15 protein-coding genes are annotated in these 18171 nt (G+C 73.1%); all 15 read left to right on the top strand.

Annotation, left to right across the window (positions count from 1 at the left end; genetic code table 11):
- The first annotated feature begins 19 nt into the window (after positions 1–19).
- The 15 genes from ileS (at position 20) to QUV83_RS02145 (ending at position 18164) form a co-directional block, all read left to right on the top strand.
- Positions 20–3256, top strand: a complete 3237-nt coding sequence (gene ileS / locus QUV83_RS02215; RefSeq protein ID WP_289562253.1) for an isoleucine--tRNA ligase — start codon at positions 20–22, stop codon at positions 3254–3256.
- Complete coding sequence (locus tag QUV83_RS02210; protein ID WP_289562251.1) at positions 3253–4635, top strand: bifunctional folylpolyglutamate synthase/dihydrofolate synthase; 1383 nt, start codon at positions 3253–3255, stop codon at positions 4633–4635. Before ileS ends, QUV83_RS02210 begins: the two co-directional genes overlap by 4 nt.
- A 145-nt stretch (positions 4636–4780) precedes the next feature.
- Positions 4781–5776, top strand: coding sequence for a dihydroxyacetone kinase subunit DhaK (gene dhaK / locus QUV83_RS02205; protein WP_289562250.1), 996 nt, complete (start codon positions 4781–4783; stop codon positions 5774–5776).
- 37 nt (positions 5777–5813) lie between these two features.
- Positions 5814–6455: a dihydroxyacetone kinase subunit DhaL gene (gene dhaL, locus QUV83_RS02200; RefSeq protein WP_289562248.1), complete on the top strand. Its 642-nt coding sequence runs from the start codon at positions 5814–5816 to the stop codon at positions 6453–6455.
- Positions 6452–7189, top strand: a complete 738-nt coding sequence (gene dhaM, locus QUV83_RS02195) for a dihydroxyacetone kinase phosphoryl donor subunit DhaM (RefSeq protein ID WP_289562247.1) — start codon at positions 6452–6454, stop codon at positions 7187–7189. Before dhaL ends, dhaM begins: the two co-directional genes overlap by 4 nt.
- A gap of 4 nt (positions 7190–7193) precedes the next feature.
- Positions 7194–7640 (top strand): GNAT family N-acetyltransferase, encoded by a 447-nt coding sequence (locus QUV83_RS02190; RefSeq protein ID WP_289562246.1) that lies wholly within the window; start codon positions 7194–7196, stop codon positions 7638–7640.
- A 31-nt stretch (positions 7641–7671) separates the two neighbouring features.
- Positions 7672–8280, top strand: coding sequence for a TetR/AcrR family transcriptional regulator (locus QUV83_RS02185; RefSeq protein ID WP_289562244.1), 609 nt, complete (start codon positions 7672–7674; stop codon positions 8278–8280).
- A 97-nt stretch (positions 8281–8377) separates the two neighbouring features.
- Positions 8378–10072, top strand: a complete 1695-nt coding sequence (locus QUV83_RS02180; protein ID WP_289562242.1) for an MDR family MFS transporter — start codon at positions 8378–8380, stop codon at positions 10070–10072.
- Positions 10069–10491, top strand: a complete 423-nt coding sequence (locus tag QUV83_RS02175; protein ID WP_289562240.1) for a DUF4233 domain-containing protein — start codon at positions 10069–10071, stop codon at positions 10489–10491. The genes QUV83_RS02180 and QUV83_RS02175 overlap by 4 nt, the downstream gene beginning before the upstream one ends.
- A gap of 32 nt (positions 10492–10523) precedes the next feature.
- Positions 10524–10958 (top strand): nucleoside-diphosphate kinase, encoded by a 435-nt coding sequence (gene ndk / locus QUV83_RS02170; protein WP_289562238.1) that lies wholly within the window; start codon positions 10524–10526, stop codon positions 10956–10958.
- Between the two features lie 103 nt (positions 10959–11061).
- Positions 11062–14640 (top strand): chromosome segregation protein SMC, encoded by a 3579-nt coding sequence (smc, locus tag QUV83_RS02165; protein ID WP_289562236.1) that lies wholly within the window; start codon positions 11062–11064, stop codon positions 14638–14640.
- Between the two features lie 105 nt (positions 14641–14745).
- Positions 14746–15096 carry a hypothetical protein gene (locus tag QUV83_RS02160; RefSeq protein WP_289562234.1) on the top strand — a complete coding sequence of 117 codons (351 nt, stop codon included), beginning with the start codon at positions 14746–14748 and terminating at the stop codon, positions 15094–15096.
- A gap of 63 nt (positions 15097–15159) precedes the next feature.
- A complete protein-coding gene (gene ftsY / locus QUV83_RS02155; protein WP_289562232.1) occupies positions 15160–16368 on the top strand; it encodes a signal recognition particle-docking protein FtsY in 1209 nt (402 codons plus the stop codon).
- A 156-nt stretch (positions 16369–16524) separates the two neighbouring features.
- Positions 16525–17823 carry an ammonium transporter gene (locus tag QUV83_RS02150; protein ID WP_289562230.1) on the top strand — a complete coding sequence of 433 codons (1299 nt, stop codon included), beginning with the start codon at positions 16525–16527 and terminating at the stop codon, positions 17821–17823.
- Positions 17823–18164, top strand: coding sequence for a P-II family nitrogen regulator (locus tag QUV83_RS02145; protein WP_066581978.1), 342 nt, complete (start codon positions 17823–17825; stop codon positions 18162–18164). Before QUV83_RS02150 ends, QUV83_RS02145 begins: the two co-directional genes overlap by 1 nt.
- Positions 18165–18171: the final 7 nt, after the last annotated feature.

Below are 18171 nucleotides of genomic sequence, written 5' to 3'. Positions count from 1 at the left end.
ACCAGGAGCCCGCACCGACATGGCGTACCCCCTGCACCGACCGACTGACGGCAATGGCCCGGGGATCCCCGCGTCCCCTGATCTGCCCGCGCTCGAGAAGGATGTGCTGGCCTACTGGGCCGCCGACGGCACCTTCCGCGCCTCGATCGAGCAGCGCCCGGCCGGTGAGCACGGGTCGAACGAGTTCGTCTTCTACGACGGCCCCCCGTTCGCCAACGGCCTGCCGCACTACGGCCACCTGCTGACGGGCTACGCCAAGGACGTCGTCGGGCGGTACCAGACGCAGCGTGGGCGCCGTGTCGAGCGCCGCTTCGGCTGGGACACCCATGGCCTGCCGGCCGAGCTCGAGGCCGAGCGCATCCTCGGCATCACCGACAAGTCCCAGATCGAGGAGATGGGCATCGCGCAGTTCAACGACGCGTGCCGCACCTCGGTGCTGAAGTACACCCGCGAGTGGCAGGAGTACGTCACCCGCCAGGCGCGCTGGGTGGACTTCGACAACGACTACAAGACCCTCGACCTGCCCTACATGGAGTCGGTCATCTGGGCGTTCAAGCAGCTCTACGACAAGGGCCTGGCGTACGAGGGCTACCGCGTCCTGCCGTACTGCTGGCGTGACGAGACGCCGCTGTCCAACCACGAGCTGCGCATGGACGACGACGTGTACCAGTCGCGCCAGGACCCGGCGCTCACCGTCGGCGTGCGCCTGGAGACGGGCGAGCTCGCGCTGATCTGGACGACGACCCCGTGGACGCTGCCCAGCAACCTGGCCATCGCCGTCGGGCCCGAGATCGAGTACGTCGTGGTCGAGCCCGCCGAGGGCCCGCTGGCGGGGGAGCGCGTGGTGCTGGCCGCCTCGCGCCTCGCCGCTTACGCCCGTGAGCTCGGCGAGGAGCCGAATGTCGTGGCGCGCATGCTTGGCGCCGAGCTGGCCGGACGCACCTACGCGCCGCCGTTCCCGTACTTCGCCGGGGAGCTGAACGCGCACCGCGTGCTGCTCGCCGACTTCGTCACCACCGAGGACGGCACCGGCCTGGTGCACCTGGCGCCCGCGTTCGGCGAGGACGACATGGCGGTGTGCGACGCCGCGGGCATCGTCCCCGTCGTGCCGGTGGACGCCAAGGGCCGCTTCACGTCGGCGGTGCCCGACTACGCCGGGCAGCAGGTCTTCGACGCGAACCCGCACGTCATCGCCGACCTCAAGTCCGGCGAGGGCGCCCTGGCCGCCGTCCCGGCCGAGCTGCGGCCGGTGGTGGTGCGCCACGAGACGTACCAGCACTCGTACCCGCACTGCTGGCGCTGCCGTAACCCGTTGATCTACAAGGCCGTCTCGAGCTGGTTCGTGCGGGTCACGGAGTTCCGGGACCGCATGGTCGAGCTCAACGAGAAGATCACCTGGGTGCCGGACCACATCAAGGACGGGCAGTTCGGCAAGTGGCTCGCGGGCGCCCGCGACTGGTCGATCTCCCGCAACCGCTATTGGGGCACGCCCATCCCCGTGTGGATGAGCGACGACCCGGCCCACCCCCGCATCGACGTCTACGGCTCCCTCGCCGAGCTCGAGGCGGACTTCGGCGTCGAGGTCACCGACCTGCACCGCCCGTTCATCGACGAGCTGACCCGCCCCAACCCGGACGACCCCACGGGCCAGTCGACGATGCGCCGCATCCCCGACGTGCTCGACGTGTGGTTCGACTCGGGCTCGATGCCGTTCGCGCAGGTGCACTACCCGTTCGAGAACGCGGACTGGTTCGAGCACCACTACCCGGGCGACTTCATCACCGAGTACATCGGCCAGACCCGCGGCTGGTTCTACACGCTGCACGTGCTCGCGACGGCGCTGTTCGACAGGCCCGCGTTCCACACGTCCGTCTCGCACGGCATCGTGCTGGGCTCGGACGGCCGCAAGATGAGCAAGTCGCTGCGCAACTACCCGGACGTCGCCGAGGTCTTCGACCGCGACGGCTCGGACGCGATGCGCTGGTTCCTCATGGCCAGCCCCATCCTGCGCGGGGGCAACCTCGTCGTCACCGAGGAGGGCATCCGGGAGAACGTCCGCCAGGTGATGCTGCCGCTGTGGAGCACCTGGTACTTCTTCACGCTCTACGCCGGCGCCGCGAACGAGGGCGCCGGGCTCACCGCGCGCCGCGTCACCGAGGCGGACTACGCCGACGGCTCGTTGGCGACGATGGACCGGTACCTGCTGGCCCGCACGCGCACGCTCGTGGAGCGGGTGGGCGCCCAGCTCGACGCGTTCGACGTCCCGGGCGCCTGCGAGACCGTGCGCGAGCACCTCGACGTGCTGACCAACTGGTACGTGCGGACCTCGCGTGACAGGTTCTGGCAGGAGGACCCCGCGGCGTTCGACACGCTGTGGACCGCCCTGGAGACGCTGACCCGCGTCATGGCGCCCCTCGCGCCGCTGCTCAGCGAGGAGGTGTGGCGCGGGCTCACCGGTGGGCGCAGCGTGCACCTCACCGACTGGCCGCGCCTGGGCACAGGATCCGCGGACGACCTCGCCCTCGCCGCCGATGACGCGCTCGTGGCGGCCGTCGACCGGGTCCGCGAGATCGTCTCCGCGACGCTGGGGCTGCGCAAGGCGCACAACCTGCGCGTCCGCCAGCCGCTGCGCGCGCTGCGCGTCGTGCTGCCCGAGCCGGCCCAGGTGGAGGGCTTCGCCGACCTGATCGCGGCGGAGCTCAACGTGAAGGGCGTCGAGCTGCAGTCCCTCGAGGACGCCGCCGCCGGCGCCGTGGGCGTCCGCACGCAGGTGGTCGTGAACGCCCGGGCCGCCGGCCCGCGCCTCGGCCGCGGGGTGCAGGACGCCATCCGCGCGGCGAAGGCCGGTGACTGGTCCACCGACGCCTCGGGCGCCGTGGTGGTGCACACGCCGGGTGGCGACGTGCCGCTGCAGGAGGGCGAGTACGAGACGACCACAGTCGTCGAGGCGGGCGATGGCGACCTGGCGGCCGCTGTGCTGCCCGGTGGCGGGTTCGTGGTGCTCGACCTGGCCCTCGACGAGGAGCTGAGGGCCGAGGGGTACGCGCGTGACGTGGTGCGCGCCGTGCAGGACGCCCGCAAGGCCGCCGGCCTGCAGGTGACGGACCGGATCCGGCTCACGCTGGTGGTCCCGGAGGACGAGGTGGACGGCGTGCGCACGCACCAGGAGTTCGTCGCGGCGGAGACGCTCGCGTCGGAGCTGGCGATCGAGCAGGCCCCCGACGGGCAGCTCGCCGTCCGCGTGGAACGGGCATGAGCGCCCCTGGCGGCGCCGAGCACCTGCGCCGTGAGGCCCAGGACGCGGCGCGCACGGCGGCGGACGAGGTGTACGCCGCGATCCTGGAGCGGGCGCCGGAGCATGACATCGACCCGACGCTCGACCGGGTGCGCGCGGTGTGCGACCTGCTGGGCGACCCGCAGCGCTCGTTCCGCACGGTGCACATCACGGGCACCAACGGCAAGACGTCCACGGCGCGCATGGTCGAGTCGCTGCTGCGCGAGCTCGGCCTGCGCACGGGCCGGTTCACCAGCCCGCACCTGACCCGGGTCACCGAGCGCATCGCGATCGACGGCGAGCCGATCTCCGACGAGCGCTTCGTCGAGGTGTGGCAGGACGTCGCGCCCTACGTGCAGATGGTCGACGCGCAGTCCCTCGCCCAGGGGCAGCCCCGCCTCAGCTTCTTCGAGGTGTTCACCGTGATGGCGTTCGCGGCGTTCGCGGACACCCCGGTGGACGTCGCGGTGATTGAGGTCGGGCTCGGCGGGCGGTGGGACGCCACCAACGTCGTCGACGGCGACGTCGCGATCCTCACACCGGTGGCCATCGACCATGAGCGCTACCTCGGCAGCACCCTGGTGGAGATCGCGGGGGAGAAGGCCGGGATCATCAAGGACGGCGCCACAGTCGTCCTGGCACCCCAGCACGAGGACGTCGAGGGCGTGGTGCTCGCGGCGGCCGCCGAGCGGGGCGCACGCGTGGTCCGCGACGGCGTCGACATCGACGTCGTGGACCGGCAGGTCGCCGTGGGCGGGCAGGTGCTCTCGCTGCGCGGGCTGGGCGGCGTCTACACCGAGGTCTTCTTGCCGATGTACGGCGCCTACCAGGCGCACAACGCGTTGCTGGCGCTCGTCGCGGTCGAGGCCCTGGTCACGGGCGGGGCCGCGCTGGACGCGAGCGTGGTCGAGGCCGGGTTCGGGTCGGTCACCTCGCCCGGGCGCCTCGAGGTGGTGCGCACCAGCCCGACGATCCTGGTCGACGGTGCGCACAACCCCGCTGGCGCGGAGGCCCTCGCGGGCGCCGTCGAGGAGGCGTTCGACTTCACCAGCCTCGTGGGCGTGGTGGGCGTCATGGCCGACAAGGACCCCGAGAACATCCTCGCCGCGCTCGAGCCGCTGCTCGCCGAGGTGGTGGTGACCCGGGCGTCCACCGATCGGGCCCTCGACGTGGTGGACCTCGCCGAGGTTGCCATCGACGTGTTCGGCGAGGACCGCGTGCACGTCGCCGAGCGGCTCGACGAGGCCATCGACCTGGCGGCCACGCGTGCCGAGTCGCTCGAGGACTACGGCTCGGGGGTGCTCGTCACCGGCTCGATCCTGCTCGTCGCCGAGGCACGGGTCCTGCTCGGCAGGCCCTGACGGGCGTCCGCCGGGCCGTCGCGGGTGCTCCCCGCTTGACGGCCCGGCACACCGGCACGAGTGTGAGGGTGAGGCTCGGGGCCAAGGGCCCTGCGCCTCGGTGCGCCTCAATGGTGCGGCCACGCGGCATGAAGGGAAGATCGCGATGAAGAAGCTGATCAACGACCCGCAGACCGTGGTCGCCGAGTCGGTGGCCGGGTTCGGGCTGGCGCATGCCGACGTGGTCGCCGTCCACGCCGACCCGCTGTTCGTCAGCCGGGCGGGCGGTGCGGTGCCGGGCAAGGTGGGCCTGGTGAGCGGCGGCGGCAGCGGGCACGAGCCGCTGCACGCCGGGTTCGTGGGCAAGGGGATGCTCGACGCGGCCGTGCCCGGGCCTGTGTTCACGTCGCCGACCCCCGACCAGATCGGCCCGGCGATCGCCGCCGCCGACTCGGGCGCGGGCGTGCTGGCGATCGTGAAGAACTACACCGGCGACGTGCTCAACTTCGAGACCGCCGCCGAGTTGGCGGACGCCGACGGGCATCGGGTGCGGACCGTCGTGGTGGCCGACGACGTGGCGGTCGAGGACTCGCTGTACACCGCGGGCCGGCGGGGCGTGGCGGGCACTGTCGCCGTGGAGAAGATCGCCGGGGCGGCCGCCGAGCGCGGCGACGGCCTGGAGCAGGTCACGGAGGTCGCGGAGCGGGTCATCGCGAACGTCCGCTCGATGGGCGTGGCGCTCACCGCCTGCACCGTGCCGCATGCCGGGGTGCCCAGCTTCGACCTGCCCGACGACGAGATCGAGGTGGGCATCGGCATCCACGGCGAGCCGGGCCGGCGCCGGGTCCCGATGGCGCGCGCGGACGAGATCACCGAGATGCTCCTCGACCCCGTGGCCGACGACCTCGGGCTCGCCCCCGGCGACAAGGTGCTGCTGCTGGTCAACGGGATGGGCGGCACTCCGGCGTCGGAGCTCTACGTCGTCTATGGTCGGGCTCGCAGGCTGCTGGAGGAGCGCGGTGTCGAGGTGGCCCGTTCGCTCGTAGGCAACTATGTGACGTCGCTCGAGATGCAGGGAGCGTCGGTGACGGTGCTCCGGCTGGACGAGGAGCTGACCGAGTTATGGGATGCGCCGGTGCACACCACCGCGCTGCGATGGTGACGTCGCCTGCGTTGGACCCCGAGCAAGGAGCTGGAGCATGACGCTGGACGTGGCGTGGGCCATCGCATGGGTACGCGACACGGCTGAGACCGTGGCCGAGCACCGGGACGCGCTGGTCGAGCTCGACCGGCAGATCGGCGACGGGGACCACGGGGAGAACCTCACCCGCGGGTTCACCGCGGTGATCCAACGCCTCGACGCGCTCGAGGAGCCGCCGGCGGAGGTCGGCGACGTGCTGAAGCTCGTCGCGACGACGCTGATGTCGACGGTGGGCGGGGCGGCGGGGCCGCTGTACGGCACCGCGTACCTGCGGGCCGCGAAGGCCACGGGAGTGCCCGAGCTCGACAGCGCGGGCGTCGTGGCCCTGCTCGAGGGCGCCCTGGAGGGCATCGTCGTGCGCGGCAAGTCGACCACCGGCGAGATGACGATGGTCGACGCGTGGTCGCCGGCCGTCGAGGCGGCGGTGGCGGCCGCCGACGCGGGGCAGGACCCGGCCGGGGTGCTCGCCGCGGCCGCCGACGCCGCCGAGCGCGGCGCGGAGGCCACCATCCCCATGGTGGCGACCAAGGGGCGCGCGAGTTATCTGGGCGAGCGCTCGGCGGGGCACCGCGATCCGGGGGCCGAGTCGAGTGCGCTGGTGCTGCGCGCCGCCGCGCGCGCTGCCGGGGCGACGGCATGAGCGAGGCGGGCGCCGTCGCGCGGGTCGCGCTGGTGCTGGTGTCCCACTCCGAGCAGCTCGCACGAGGCGTCGTCGAGCTCGCCGCGCAGATGGCACCGCAGGTGCTGCTGCTGCCCGCGGGCGGCGACGGCTCGGGCGGCCTCGGGACGAGTTACGAGCGGGTGGAGGACGCCTTGGCCCGCGCGACGCAGGACGGCCGCTCGGCGGTGGTGCTGACCGACCTGGGATCGGCGGTGCTCACCACCGAGTCGGTGCTGGACCTGGCCGAGCCGGAGGTGGCCGCGCGGGTGCGCATCGCCGACGCGCCGCTGGTCGAGGGCGCGGTCGCCGCAGCGGTGACGGCGCACGGCGGGGGAGACCTCGACGCCGTCCTCGCGTCCGCCGAGCATGCGGGATCGACGTTCGCGCCGTCGGCAGCCCAGGCGACTGCCGGCACGTCGGCAGCGCAGGCCGGGGGGGCGCAGGCGGACGAGGCGTTGGAGGGCATGGCCGTCGTGACGCTGCGCAATCCGCTCGGCCTGCACGCCCGTCCCGCCGCGATGCTCGCCCGCATGGTCGCGGGGTTCGACGCCGCTGTCACGGTCGACGGGGTCAACGCCGCGAGCGTGCTGGAGCTGATGAAGCTGGGCGCGACCGGCGGGCAGGAGCTCACGGTGCGGGCGTCGGGGCCGGAGGGCCGGGCCGCGTTGGACGCGGTGGTGGAGGCCATCGAGGGCGGCTTCGGCGAGGTCTGAGCGGGTGGAGACCGGGCTAGCGGCCATCCGCGCTGCGGAGCCATCCGACGCCAGTGGGGTGTGGTCCCTGGCGCGGGCTTTCGCGACGTCCTTCCCCCTAGAGCGCGCCGCCTTCGACCGCTCCTATCCAGCGCTGCTCGCAGAGGCGAACTCGCTAGTGCTCGTCGCGACGACGCCGGAACGTGGCGTGGCGGGCTATCTCCTGGCCCACACGCACACCACCTTCCTCGCCAACGGGCAGGTCGCCTGGATCGAGGAGGTCATGGTCGATCCACGGATGAGGCTGCGCGGCGTCGGGCGGGCCCTCATCGCAGGGGCCGAGGGCTGGGCCCGCGCGACCGGCGCCAGGCATGTGGCGTTGGCCAGCCGACGCGCCGGGCCCTTCTACCTGGCGCTCGGATTCGAGGACTCGGCCACCTACTTCAAGAAGCCCCTGAGCGAGCGGGCGTAGCGCAAGTTTGCAGTCGTGTAATATTTCACCTGTGCAAGAAGATGAGGTCGGCGGCGGGCTGCGCGAGCGCAAGAAGCGCGCACGCCGGGCAGCCCTCATCGACGTCGCCCAGCGACTCGTCGCCGAGCGTGGGCTGGACGGTGTCACGGTCGAGGACATCTGCGCCGAGGTCGGCGTCTCGCCCCGCACGTTCTTCAACTACTTCGAGACGAAGGACGACGCGGTGCTCGGCGTCGGCGAATGGGGCGTGGACCCGGAGGCCCGCGACGAGTTCGTGAGCGGGGGGCCCACCGGCGACCTGCTCACCGACCTCCAGGCGCTGGCCCGGCGGGTCATCGACCGGCAGTTCGCCCCCGGTGACCAGATGCGCTGCGCCCACGAGATCGTCCAGCGCGAGCCGCGGCTCGCCCAGCGGCGGCTGAGCTGGATGGACGCCCAGCGCAGCAGCGTCGAGGACCTCATCGGCCAGCGGTTCGCCCACACCGGCCCCACGGGCATCGGCGTGGACGTCGCCGGCATGGCCCTCCTGCTGTTCACGCATGTCGCGGTGCAGCGCTGGGAGGCGGACGACGACTCCCTCCACGCGTCGGACTGGCTTCCCCAGGTCGCCGCAGAGCTCCGCACGCTCACCGGCGCCTGACACCCACCCCGCACGGCCCGCATCACCCCCGCACGTCCTGAGCTGCGCCCACCCCCCGACCGACCCGCCCCCGAGGCGCCGAGAACGAGGACCACCCATGACAGCCCCCACACCACCCACGGCCGGCCAGCCGCTGGTCGTGCTGACCAAGCGCACCGTCTGGCTCATCTTCGGCGCGCTGATGGCCAGCATGTTCCTGTCCTCGCTCGACCAGTCCATCGTCGGCACCGCGATGCCCACGATCGTCGGCGAGCTCAACGGCGTCGAGCACCAGGGCTGGGTCGTGACGGCCTACATCCTGGCGATCGCCATCGTCATGCCGCTCTACGGCAAGTTCGGCGACCTGTGGGGCCGCCGCTGGCCGTTCCTCATCGCCATCGGGCTGTTCACCATCGCCTCCGCCGGAGCGGGCTTCGCCGGGTCCTTCGCCGAGCTCGTCATCTGGCGCGGTGTGCAGGGCCTGGGCGGCGGCGGCCTGATGATCCTGTCCCAGGCGATCATCGCCGACATCGTCCCCGCCAACGAGCGTGGCAAGTACATGGGCCCGATGGGCGCGCTGTTCGGCATCGCCGCGGTGCTCGGCCCGCTGCTGGGCGGCCTGTTCACCGACCACCTCGACTGGCGCTGGTGCTTCTGGATCAACATCCCCGTGGGCATTGCCGCGTTCATCACCGCCTGGTTCACGCTCAAGCTGCCCAGCCACCGCTCGGACAAGAAGATCGACGTGGCCGGCATCTTCTTCATGGTGGTCGCCACGTCGGCGCTGGTGCTGGTGACGAGCTGGACGAGCTGGAGCGGGCGCGACGGCTACGACTGGGGCGACGGCCTGCTGGTGGCCCTGGTCGGCACGACGGTGGTGGCCGCTGTGGCGTTCGTGCTCGTCGAGCGCAAGGCCCAGGAGCCGCTGATCCCGCTGCACCTGTTCAAGAACCGCACCTTCGCGATCTCCACGACCGTGGGCCTCATCATCGGCATGGGCATGTTCGCCGCCCTCGGCTTCCTGCCCACGTTCCTGCAGATGGCCACAGGCTCCGGTGTCACCGAGTCCGGCTACCTGATGCTGCCGATGATGGCGGGCGTCATGCTCACCGCGATCGGCTCGGGCTTCGCGATCACCAAGACCGGGCGCTACCGCATCTACCCGATCGTCGGCATGGCGGTCGCGACGGCAGGCCTCGTCTGGCTCACGCAGATCCAGGGCGACATGTCCATGGTGCTGTTCGGCGCGATGATCTTCGTGCTCGGCGCGGGCCTCGGCCTGGTGATGCAGACGATCGTGCTCGCCGTGCAGAACGCCGTCGACCCGCATGAGCTGGGCACCGCGACGAGCTCGAACAACTTCTTCCGGGAGATCGGCGCGGCCGTCGGCGTGGCGCTGTTCAGCACGATCTTCACGGGCCGGCTCACGGACCGGCTCGGCACGGTGTTCGGCGGCGTCCCTGCGGAGAGCCTGCCCGCGGGCGCCTCGACGTCCGGCCTGACGCCCGCGGTGGTCGCCGAGCTGCCCGAGCCGCTGCACTCGGGGGTCGTCAACGCGTTCACCGACGCCCTGGCGCCCGCGTTCTGGTACCTGGTGCCGCTCGTGGTCGTGGCCTTCGTGCTCACGCTGTTCCTGCGCGAGGTCAAGCTCTCGAACGAGGCCGGCATGGTCGCGCGCGGCGAGGCCGTCGCCGCCCCGCCCGCCGGCCAGGCCGCCGAGGAGCCCACGCCGGTGCTGGTCTCCAGCACGGAGCGCGCGGCGGGCACCGAGGGCCAGGACGGCCCCCGCGACGCCGGTAACCTGGGCGGATGAGCTCTCCCGCGCAGGCCGTGCGCCGCAAGCGTCCCGCGCGCCTGCAGTTCACCTCGACGATCCTCCTGCTCGAGGCGTTCCTGGTGCTGTTCGTGACTCTCGTGGCGTACGGCCTCGCGGCCATCGAGCCCGGCGGCCCGTCCGGTGGCGCGATCTGGGCCGTCGGCGGCGCGCTGATGCTCATCCTCGTCGTGCTCTCGCGCCTCATGACGTGGCCGGGCGGCTACATCGCCGGGTCGGTGGCCCAGGTGCTGGTGCTCGCGACGGGCCTCGCGGTGCCGATGATGTTCATCGTCGGAGGGGTGTTCGTGGCGATGTGGGTCGTCGCGCTGCGGCTCGGCGGGCGCATCGACCGTGAGCGCGCCGAGTGGGCGGCGGCGCATCCGGAGGACTATCCCGAGGATCAGCCGCAGGACTGAGCCGCTGGCCAGGCCCCGATAGGGTGCGGGCCATGACTGACGCACCCCACACCGAGCGCACCCTCATCCTCGTCAAGCCCGACGGGGTTCGACGCGGCCTGGTCGGCGAGGTCCTGCGCCGGGTCGAGGCCAAGGGCTACACGTTGCTGGCCGTCGAGCTGCGCACCGCCGACGAGGCCCTGCTGTCCGAGCACTACGCCGAGCACGCGGGCAAGCCGTTCTTCGGCCCGCTGGTCGAGTTCATGGCCTCGGGGCCGGTGCTCGCGGTGGTGGCCGAGGGCGAGCGCGTCATCGAGGGCTTCCGGGTCATCGCGGGCACGACGGACCCCACCACTGCCGCCCCGGGCTCGATCCGCGGGGACCTGGGCCGCGACTGGGGCTTGGCCGTGACGCAGAACCTGGTGCACGGCTCGGACTCCCCGGAGTCCGCCGCCCGCGAGATCGCGCTCTGGTTCCCCGGCCTCTGAGCAGTCCGCCGCGAGATCGCCCGCGACCCGCCGTCCCCGCACGGGGCGGCGGGTCGCGTCGTCTCCGGGGCCGCGTGGGGCGTCCACCGCCTAGTCTCGTGCCGTGCATCTCAAGACCCTCACCCTGCGGGGGTTCAAGTCGTTCGCCTCGGCGACGACGCTGAACTTCGAGCCGGGCGTCACCTGCGTCGTCGGGCCGAACGGCTCCGGCAAGTCCAACGTGGTCGACGCCCTCGCCTGGGTCATGGGGGAGCAGGGAGCGAAGTCGCTGCGCGGCGGCAAGATGGAGGACGTCATCTTCGCCGGCACCGCCGGCCGCCCGCCGCTGGGCCGCGCCGAGGTGTCGCTGACGATCGACAACACCGACGGCGCCCTGCCCATCGAGTACACCGAGGTGACGATCTCGCGGACGCTGTTCCGCAACGGCGGCTCGGAGTACGCGATCAATGGCCGCGGCTGCCGCCTGTTGGACATCCAGGACCTGCTGTCCGACTCGGGGCTGGGCCGCGAGATGCATGTGATCGTGGGCCAGGGGCAGCTCGACGCGGTGCTGCGCGCGACCCCGGAGGAGCGCCGCGGCTTCATCGAGGAGGCCGCGGGCGTCCTCAAACACCGCAAGCGCAAGGAGAAGGCGCTCCGCAAGCTCGACGCGATGCAGGCGAACCTCGTGCGGCTCGGGGACCTCACGAGCGAGATCCGCCGCCAGCTCGGCCCGTTGGGGCGTCAGGCGGAGGTGGCCCGCAAGGCGCAGGTGGTGCAGGTGGACCTGCGCGACTCGCGGGCCCGGCTGCTCGCCGACGACCTGGCGCAGCTCACGGCCACCCTCGAGCAGGAGATCGCCGACGAGTCCGCGCTGCGGGTCCGGCGCGCCGAGGTCGAGGCCGCCGTCACCGAGGCACGTGGCCGGCTCGCCGCGCTGGAGCGCGCCGCCGCAGAGGCCGCGCCCGCGCTGAGCGAGGCCAGCGACGTCTGGTACCGGCTCTCGGCGCTGCGCGAGCGGCTGCGCGGCACGGCGACGCTGGCGGGGGAGCGGGTGCGCCTGCTCGGCGCGGGGACCCCTGAGCGTGGCGGCGGCGCGGACCCCGACGAGTTGGCCGCGCAGGCCGAGCGTGTGCGGGCGGCCGAGGCCGAGCTCGCCGCCGAGGTGGAGCTGGCCCGGGCCGCGCTCGAGGGCGCCGTGGCCCACCGGCAGGAGGCCGAGGCGAGCGCGTCAGCGGCGGACAAGGCGCTGGCCACCGCGCTGCGCGGCGCCGCGGACCGGCGCGAGGGCCTCGCCCGGCTCGCCGGCCAGGTGGGCGCGCGCCGCAGCCGGCTCGAGGCCACCGAGGCGGAGATCGGCCGCCTGCGCGCGAGCCTCGCGGAGGCCGAGCGCCGTGGCCAGCAGGCCACGACGGAGTTCTCCGTCCTCGAGTCCCAGGTCGCCGGGGTCGAGGAGGGCGAGGAGGGGCTCGACGCCGAGCATGAGCAGGCGGCGGACGCGGTGGAGCAGGCCGACGCCCGCGTCGCCGAGCTGGCCGAGCTCGTCGCCACTGCCGAGCGGCAGCGCAGCGCGCTCGAGTCGCGGATCGAGACGCTCGAGCTGAGCCTGACGCGCAAGGACGGCGCGGGCGCGCTGCTCGCCTCCGACTCGCTGCCCGGCGCCATCGGGTCGCTGGCGGCGCTGCTGAGCGTCGCCCCACAGGACGAGGACGCGATCGTCGCGGCGCTCGGCCGGCTCGCGGACGCCGTCGCCGTCGAGTCGGTGGACTCCGCCGTCGACGCGATCCGGCTGCTGCGCACCGAGGACGCCGGGCGCGCCGCCCTGGTGATCGCCGGCGCCACGCCATCCCATGAGCTGGCGCCCGGCGACGTGCCCGCGGGCGCCGAGCGCGCGATCGACCTGGTGCAGTCGCCGGTCGCCGTGCGCAGCACCGTCGAGGCGCTGCTGGCCGGCGTGGTGGTCGTCGACGACCTGGCCGTGGCGCGCGCGCTGCTCGCCGAGCATCCCGACCTGATCGTGGCCACCCGTGGGGGAGACCTGCTGTCGCGTGGCCATGCGGCCGGCGGCTCTGCCACGGCTCCGAGCGCGCTGCATCTGCAGGCCGCGCTCGACCAGGCGCGCGCCGACGCCGCACGGGCCACCGCCACCGCCGAGCACGCGCGCGCCGAGCTTGTCGGCGCCCGGGCCGCCCAGGAGCAGGCGGCCGCCCGGTACGAGGAGACCCTCGAGCGGCTCAACCAGTCGGACGCGGCCCTGGCGGCCGTCGCCGAGCAGCTCGGGCACCTGGGCGCCACGGCCCGCGCGGCCGGCGCCGAGGCCGAGCGCGTGCGGGCCACGTTGGAGACCGCCACAGCGACCCTCGCCGCCGACGCGGCCGAGCTCGCCGAGCTGACCGAGCGCCTGGCCGTCGCCGAGCAGGCGCCCGCCGAGGGCGAGGCGTCGATCGAGGCCGGGACCGCGGAGCGCGATCGCGCCGCGGAGGAGGCGGGGGCGGCGCGGTCGCGGGAGACCGAGGCCCGCTTGACCCTGCGGACCAGTGAGGAGCGCGCCCGGGCGTTGTCCGGCCGGGCCGAGTCGCTGGAGCGGGCCGCGCGCACCGAGCGCGCCGCGCGAGAGCGGGCCGCCGAGCGTGCCAGGTCCCGCGCGCGGCAGTCCCGGATCGCCGACGCCGTCCGCGACGGGGCACAGCGCGCCTTGGCCGCGCTCGAGCTGTCGTTGCAGCGCGCGACGGCCGAGCGGGAGGCCGCCGAGGCAGCGCGCGCCGAGCGCGAGACGGCGCTCGCGCAGGTCCGCGCCGAGGTCGAGCGCCGCTCCGTCGAGCTCGCCGAGCTGACGGACGTGGCGCACCGCGACGAGGTGGCCCGCGCCCAGCAGCTGCTGCGCGTCGAACAGCTCCAGGCCCGCGCGGTGGAGGACCTGGGCCTGGACCCCGAGGTGCTGCTCGACGAGTTCGGGCCGCATCGCCCGGTTCCCGTGGTGCTCCCGCCCGGCGTCGAGCCGTCCGACGACGCGCCCACGGAGGTCCCCTACGTACGCGCCGAGCAGGAGAAGCGCCTGCGCGCGGCGGAGCGGGCGCTCGCGCAGCTCGGCCGGGTCAACCCGTTGGCCCTCGAGGAGTTCGCCGCGCTCGAGGAGCGGCACCAGTTCCTGGTGGAGCAGCTCGCCGACCTGAAGAAGTCCCGCGCGGACCTGCTGGAGATCGTCCGGGAGATCGACGAGCGCGTGGAGCAGGTCTTCGCGGACGCGTACCGCGACACCGCCGAGCAGTTCGACCGCGTCTTCCCCCGGCTGTTCCCCGGCGGCGAGGGCCGGTTGGTGCTCACCGACCCGGGGAACATGCTCACCACGGGCATCGAGGTCGAGGCGCGCCCGGCCGGCAAGAAGGTCAAGCGCCTGTCGCTGCTCTCGGGCGGGGAGCGCTCGCTCACGGCTGTGGCGCTGCTCGTCGCGATCTTCAAGGCCCGGCCCAGCCCGTTCTACGTCATGGACGAGGTGGAGGCGGCGCTCGACGACGCGAACCTCGGGCGGCTGCTCGGGCTGTTCCGCGAGCTGCAGGAGGACTCGCAGCTCATCGTCGTCACCCACCAGAAGCGCACCATGGAGATCGCCGACGCGCTGTACGGGGTGACGATGCGCGGCGACGGCGTGACCACGGTCATCAGCCAGCGGATGCGCGAGGATGCCCCGGCGGCGCTGGGCTGAGCGCCTGGCGCCCTAGATGGCGCGAGGATGTGAATGTTCTGTGGCAGTTGCCGGTCCTGCCCGTCCTCGCGGGGAGCCCACACCTGGCCCACGGATACTGGGGTGATGACTGCCGTCGTCGTGTGGACCATCATCGCGCTCGTCGCTGGGGCGGGCGTGCTCCTCGTCGCGAGCGTCGCGTCCCGTGAGCCCGGCGACCGTGGGCTGAGGTCGGGGCTGGAGGATCTGCGCAATGGGGTCGTGGGCCTGGTGACCCGGCGCGACCGGAAGGACCCCGAGCGGGCCGCGGTCCGGGAGTCCGCGGAGCCTGTGGACGTCCGCCTGGACGAGTTCCTCAGCGCGACAGCCGTCGACGAGGAGGCCTACCTGCGCGCGGACGACATCACCGACACGCTGGCCAAGGCCCGGGAGAAGGCGGCCCGCACGGTCCCGTGGCTCGGGCGCCGCTCCGCCTGACGCGCCGCGCCCCGCCTCGCCCGGGCGTCTCGCGCCCTGGGTGAATGCTGAGAGACTGACCGCGTGGACAACGACCTCCTGACAGCGCTCCTCGTCGGCGTGCCCTCGCTCTTCGCGATCGCGACGGCTGCCGTCCTCATCGTCCGGCGGCGCCCGCCTGGGCCCACCAGCACGGACGCCGACCGCCCGGCGTCGGGCACAACTGTCACGGAGCCGCGTCCGGCCGCGCCGGAGACTGCCGCTCCGACGACCGCCGAGCCGGCCGCGGCCGAGGTGGAGGGGGTCCCCGACCTCGAGGCCGCGCCACCGCTCGAGGTCCCGGCGCCGGCGACGGGCCGGCTGGCCCGGCTGCGCGACCGGCTGTCCCGCTCGGGCTCGCCGCTCGGCGCGCGGCTGCTCCAGGTGCTGTCCCGTGACCACCTCACCGAGGACGACTGGGACGAGCTGGAGGAGACCCTGCTCCTCGCCGACGTGGGCGCGGGGCCGTCGGGGGAGCTGATCGACGCGCTGCGCACGCAGGTCCGCGTCCAGGGGGTCAAGGACCCCGCGCAGGTCCGCGCGATGCTGCGCGAGCAGCTCCTCGCCCTGGTCGACCCGACGCTCGACCGCTCGCTCGCGACCGAGCCGACCCGCCACGACGAGGCGGGAGCAACGACCACAGTCCCCGCCGTCGTCCTGGTCGTCGGTGTGAACGGCACCGGCAAGACGACCACCGTCGGCAAGCTCGCGCGCGTGCTCGTGGCGGAGGGCCGCACCGTGGTGCTGGGCGCCGCTGACACCTTCCGCGCGGCGGCCGCCGACCAGCTCGAGACGTGGGGCTCGCGCGTCGGGGTGCCCACCGTGCGCTCGGACCGGGACAGCGCCGATCCGGCGGCCGTCGCGTTCGACGCGGTGCGCACGGGTGTGCGCGACGGCGTCGACGTGGTGCTCGTCGACACGGCGGGGCGCCTGCAGAACAAGGCGGGCCTGATGGACGAGCTGGGCAAGATCACGCGCGTCATCACCCGCGAGGCCCCACTCTCCGAGGTCCTGCTCGTGCTGGACGCCACCACCGGGCAGAACGGCCTCAACCAGGCGCGGGTCTTCGCCGAGGTGGCCGGGGTCACCGGGATCGTGCTCACCAAGCTCGACGGGACAGCCAAGGGCGGCATCGTCGTCGCGGTGCAGCGCGAGCTGGGCGTCCCGGTGAAGCTCGTCGGCCTGGGCGAGGGCCCGGACGACCTGGCGCCGTTCGACCCCGAGGAGTTCGTCGACGGGCTGCTCGGCGACTGAGCCGCTCCTGGGCGCCCGTCCAGGCCGAAACCGAACGTTTACGCCCACCGCCTCCCTGTCACATCCCTGTAACCGTCTCCGCTCCTCCTGGAAACGCCGCTCGCCGACAGTGGAACCCGACCGGCCGTTCGGCTGGCGAGGGGAGAGGCGATCCACATGGAATTCCAGCTGGACACCGGCAACACCGCATGGTTGCTGACGTCCGCCGCCTTGGTGCTGTTGATGACGCCGGGTCTGGCGTTCTTCTACGGCGGCATGGTGCGCGTCAAGTCCGTGCTCAACATGATGATGATGAGCTTCGGCGCCATCGCCGTCGTCGCCGTCATCTGGGTGCTCTGGGGCTACTCGATGACGTTCGGCGCGGACGTGGGCGGCATCATCGGCAACCCGACTGACTTCTTCGGGCTCAGCGGCCTCACGGACGACCTCAGCCTGCTCGCGGGCTCGGGGGTCCCGGCCTACGTGGCCGTCGGATTCCAGGCGACGTTCGCGATCATCACCGTCGCGCTCATCTCGGGCGCCATCGCCGACCGGACGAAGTTCGGCGCCTGGCTGCTGTTCGCGGGCGTCTGGGTCACGCTCGTCTACTTCCCCCTGGCGCACATGGTCTGGGGCGGCGGCATCCTCGGCGGCGGTGAGGACAGCATCGCGGCATGGCTCTTCGGCAGCACTGACGGGTTCGCGAACCTGGCGCCCATCGACTTCGCCGGCGGCACTGTCGTGCACATCAACGCCGGTGTGGCGGGCCTCGCGCTCGCGCTGATCCTCGGCAAGCGCAAGGGCTTCGGCAAGGAGCCGATGCGCCCGCACAACCTGCCGTTCGTCATGCTCGGCGCCGCGCTCCTGTGGTTCGGCTGGTTCGGCTTCAACGCCGGCTCGGCGGGCGCCGCGAACGACGTCGCGGGCCTGGCCTGGGTCAACACCACGGTTGCCACGGCGGGCGCGATCATCGGCTGGCTCGTGACGGAGAAGATCCGCGACGGGCACGCCACGTCCCTGGGCGCCGCGTCCGGCGTCGTCGCCGGCCTGGTGGCCATCACCCCGGCGGCCGCGGCGCTGAGCCCGGTCGGCGCGATCATCCTGGGCCTCGTCGCCGGCGTGCTGTGCGCCCTCGCGGTGGGCCTGAAGTACAAGCTCGGCTACGACGACTCGCTCGACGTCGTGGGCGTCCACCTGGTGGGTGGCCTGGTCGGCACCATCGGCATCGGGTTCCTCGGCACCGAGACCGGCCTGTTCTACGGCGGCGGCCTCGACCAGCTGATCCTGCAGGTCATCATCGCCCTGTTCGCGGTCGTGTTCTCCTTCGTCCTCACCTTCATCATCGGCACGGTGATCAAGCGCACGTCCGGATTCCGGGTGAGCGAGGAGCAGGAGGTCGGCGGGATCGACCTCGCCGTCCACGGCGAGACCGCGTACGAGACCATTGGCGCCCGAGTCGTGACGGAGGTGAAGTGATGACCAAGCTCATCACCGCAGTGATCCAGCCCCACCGGCTGGACGACGTGAAGTCAGCCCTCGAGGCCGCGGGGGTCCGCGGGCTCACGGTCAGCGAGTCGAGCGGCTACGGCCGCCAGCGCGGGCACACCGAGGTCTACCGGGGGGCGGAGTACACCGTCGACCTGGTGCCCAAGGTGAAGATCGACGTGCTGGTCGCCGACGAGGACGCCCCGGGCATCACCGAGGTGATCATCCAGGCGGCGCAGACCGGGAAGATCGGCGACGGCAAGGTCTGGACCACGCCGGTCGAGGACGTGGCCCGGGTCCGCACCGGCGAGCACGGCGACGACGCTCTCTGAGCAGGAC

It is taken from the genome of Cellulomonas cellasea, from assembly GCF_030372105.1.
GTDB classification, from domain to species: Bacteria; Actinomycetota; Actinomycetes; order Actinomycetales; family Cellulomonadaceae; genus Cellulomonas_A; species Cellulomonas_A cellasea_A.
The sequence above is the reverse complement of the archived record's forward strand: the minus strand, read 5'-3'. Positions and strand labels throughout refer to the sequence as shown.

Excerpts from the sequence above, each read along its gene's own strand:
- ileS (WP_289562253.1), top strand. The coding sequence starts at position 20 with ATGGCGTACCCCCTGCACCGACCGACTGACGGCAATGGCCCGGGGATC.
- QUV83_RS02210 (WP_289562251.1), top strand. The coding sequence starts at position 3,253 with ATGAGCGCCCCTGGCGGCGCCGAGCACCTGCGCCGTGAGGCCCAGGAC.
- dhaK (WP_289562250.1), top strand. The coding sequence starts at position 4,781 with ATGAAGAAGCTGATCAACGACCCGCAGACCGTGGTCGCCGAGTCGGTG.
- dhaL (WP_289562248.1), top strand. The coding sequence starts at position 5,814 with ATGACGCTGGACGTGGCGTGGGCCATCGCATGGGTACGCGACACGGCT.
- dhaM (WP_289562247.1), top strand. The coding sequence starts at position 6,452 with ATGAGCGAGGCGGGCGCCGTCGCGCGGGTCGCGCTGGTGCTGGTGTCC.
- QUV83_RS02180 (WP_289562242.1), top strand. The coding sequence starts at position 8,378 with ATGACAGCCCCCACACCACCCACGGCCGGCCAGCCGCTGGTCGTGCTG.
- QUV83_RS02175 (WP_289562240.1), top strand. The coding sequence starts at position 10,069 with ATGAGCTCTCCCGCGCAGGCCGTGCGCCGCAAGCGTCCCGCGCGCCTG.
- ndk (WP_289562238.1), top strand. The coding sequence starts at position 10,524 with ATGACTGACGCACCCCACACCGAGCGCACCCTCATCCTCGTCAAGCCC.
- QUV83_RS02160 (WP_289562234.1), top strand. The coding sequence starts at position 14,746 with ATGACTGCCGTCGTCGTGTGGACCATCATCGCGCTCGTCGCTGGGGCG.
- QUV83_RS02150 (WP_289562230.1), top strand. The coding sequence starts at position 16,525 with ATGGAATTCCAGCTGGACACCGGCAACACCGCATGGTTGCTGACGTCC.
- QUV83_RS02145 (WP_066581978.1), top strand. The coding sequence starts at position 17,823 with ATGACCAAGCTCATCACCGCAGTGATCCAGCCCCACCGGCTGGACGAC.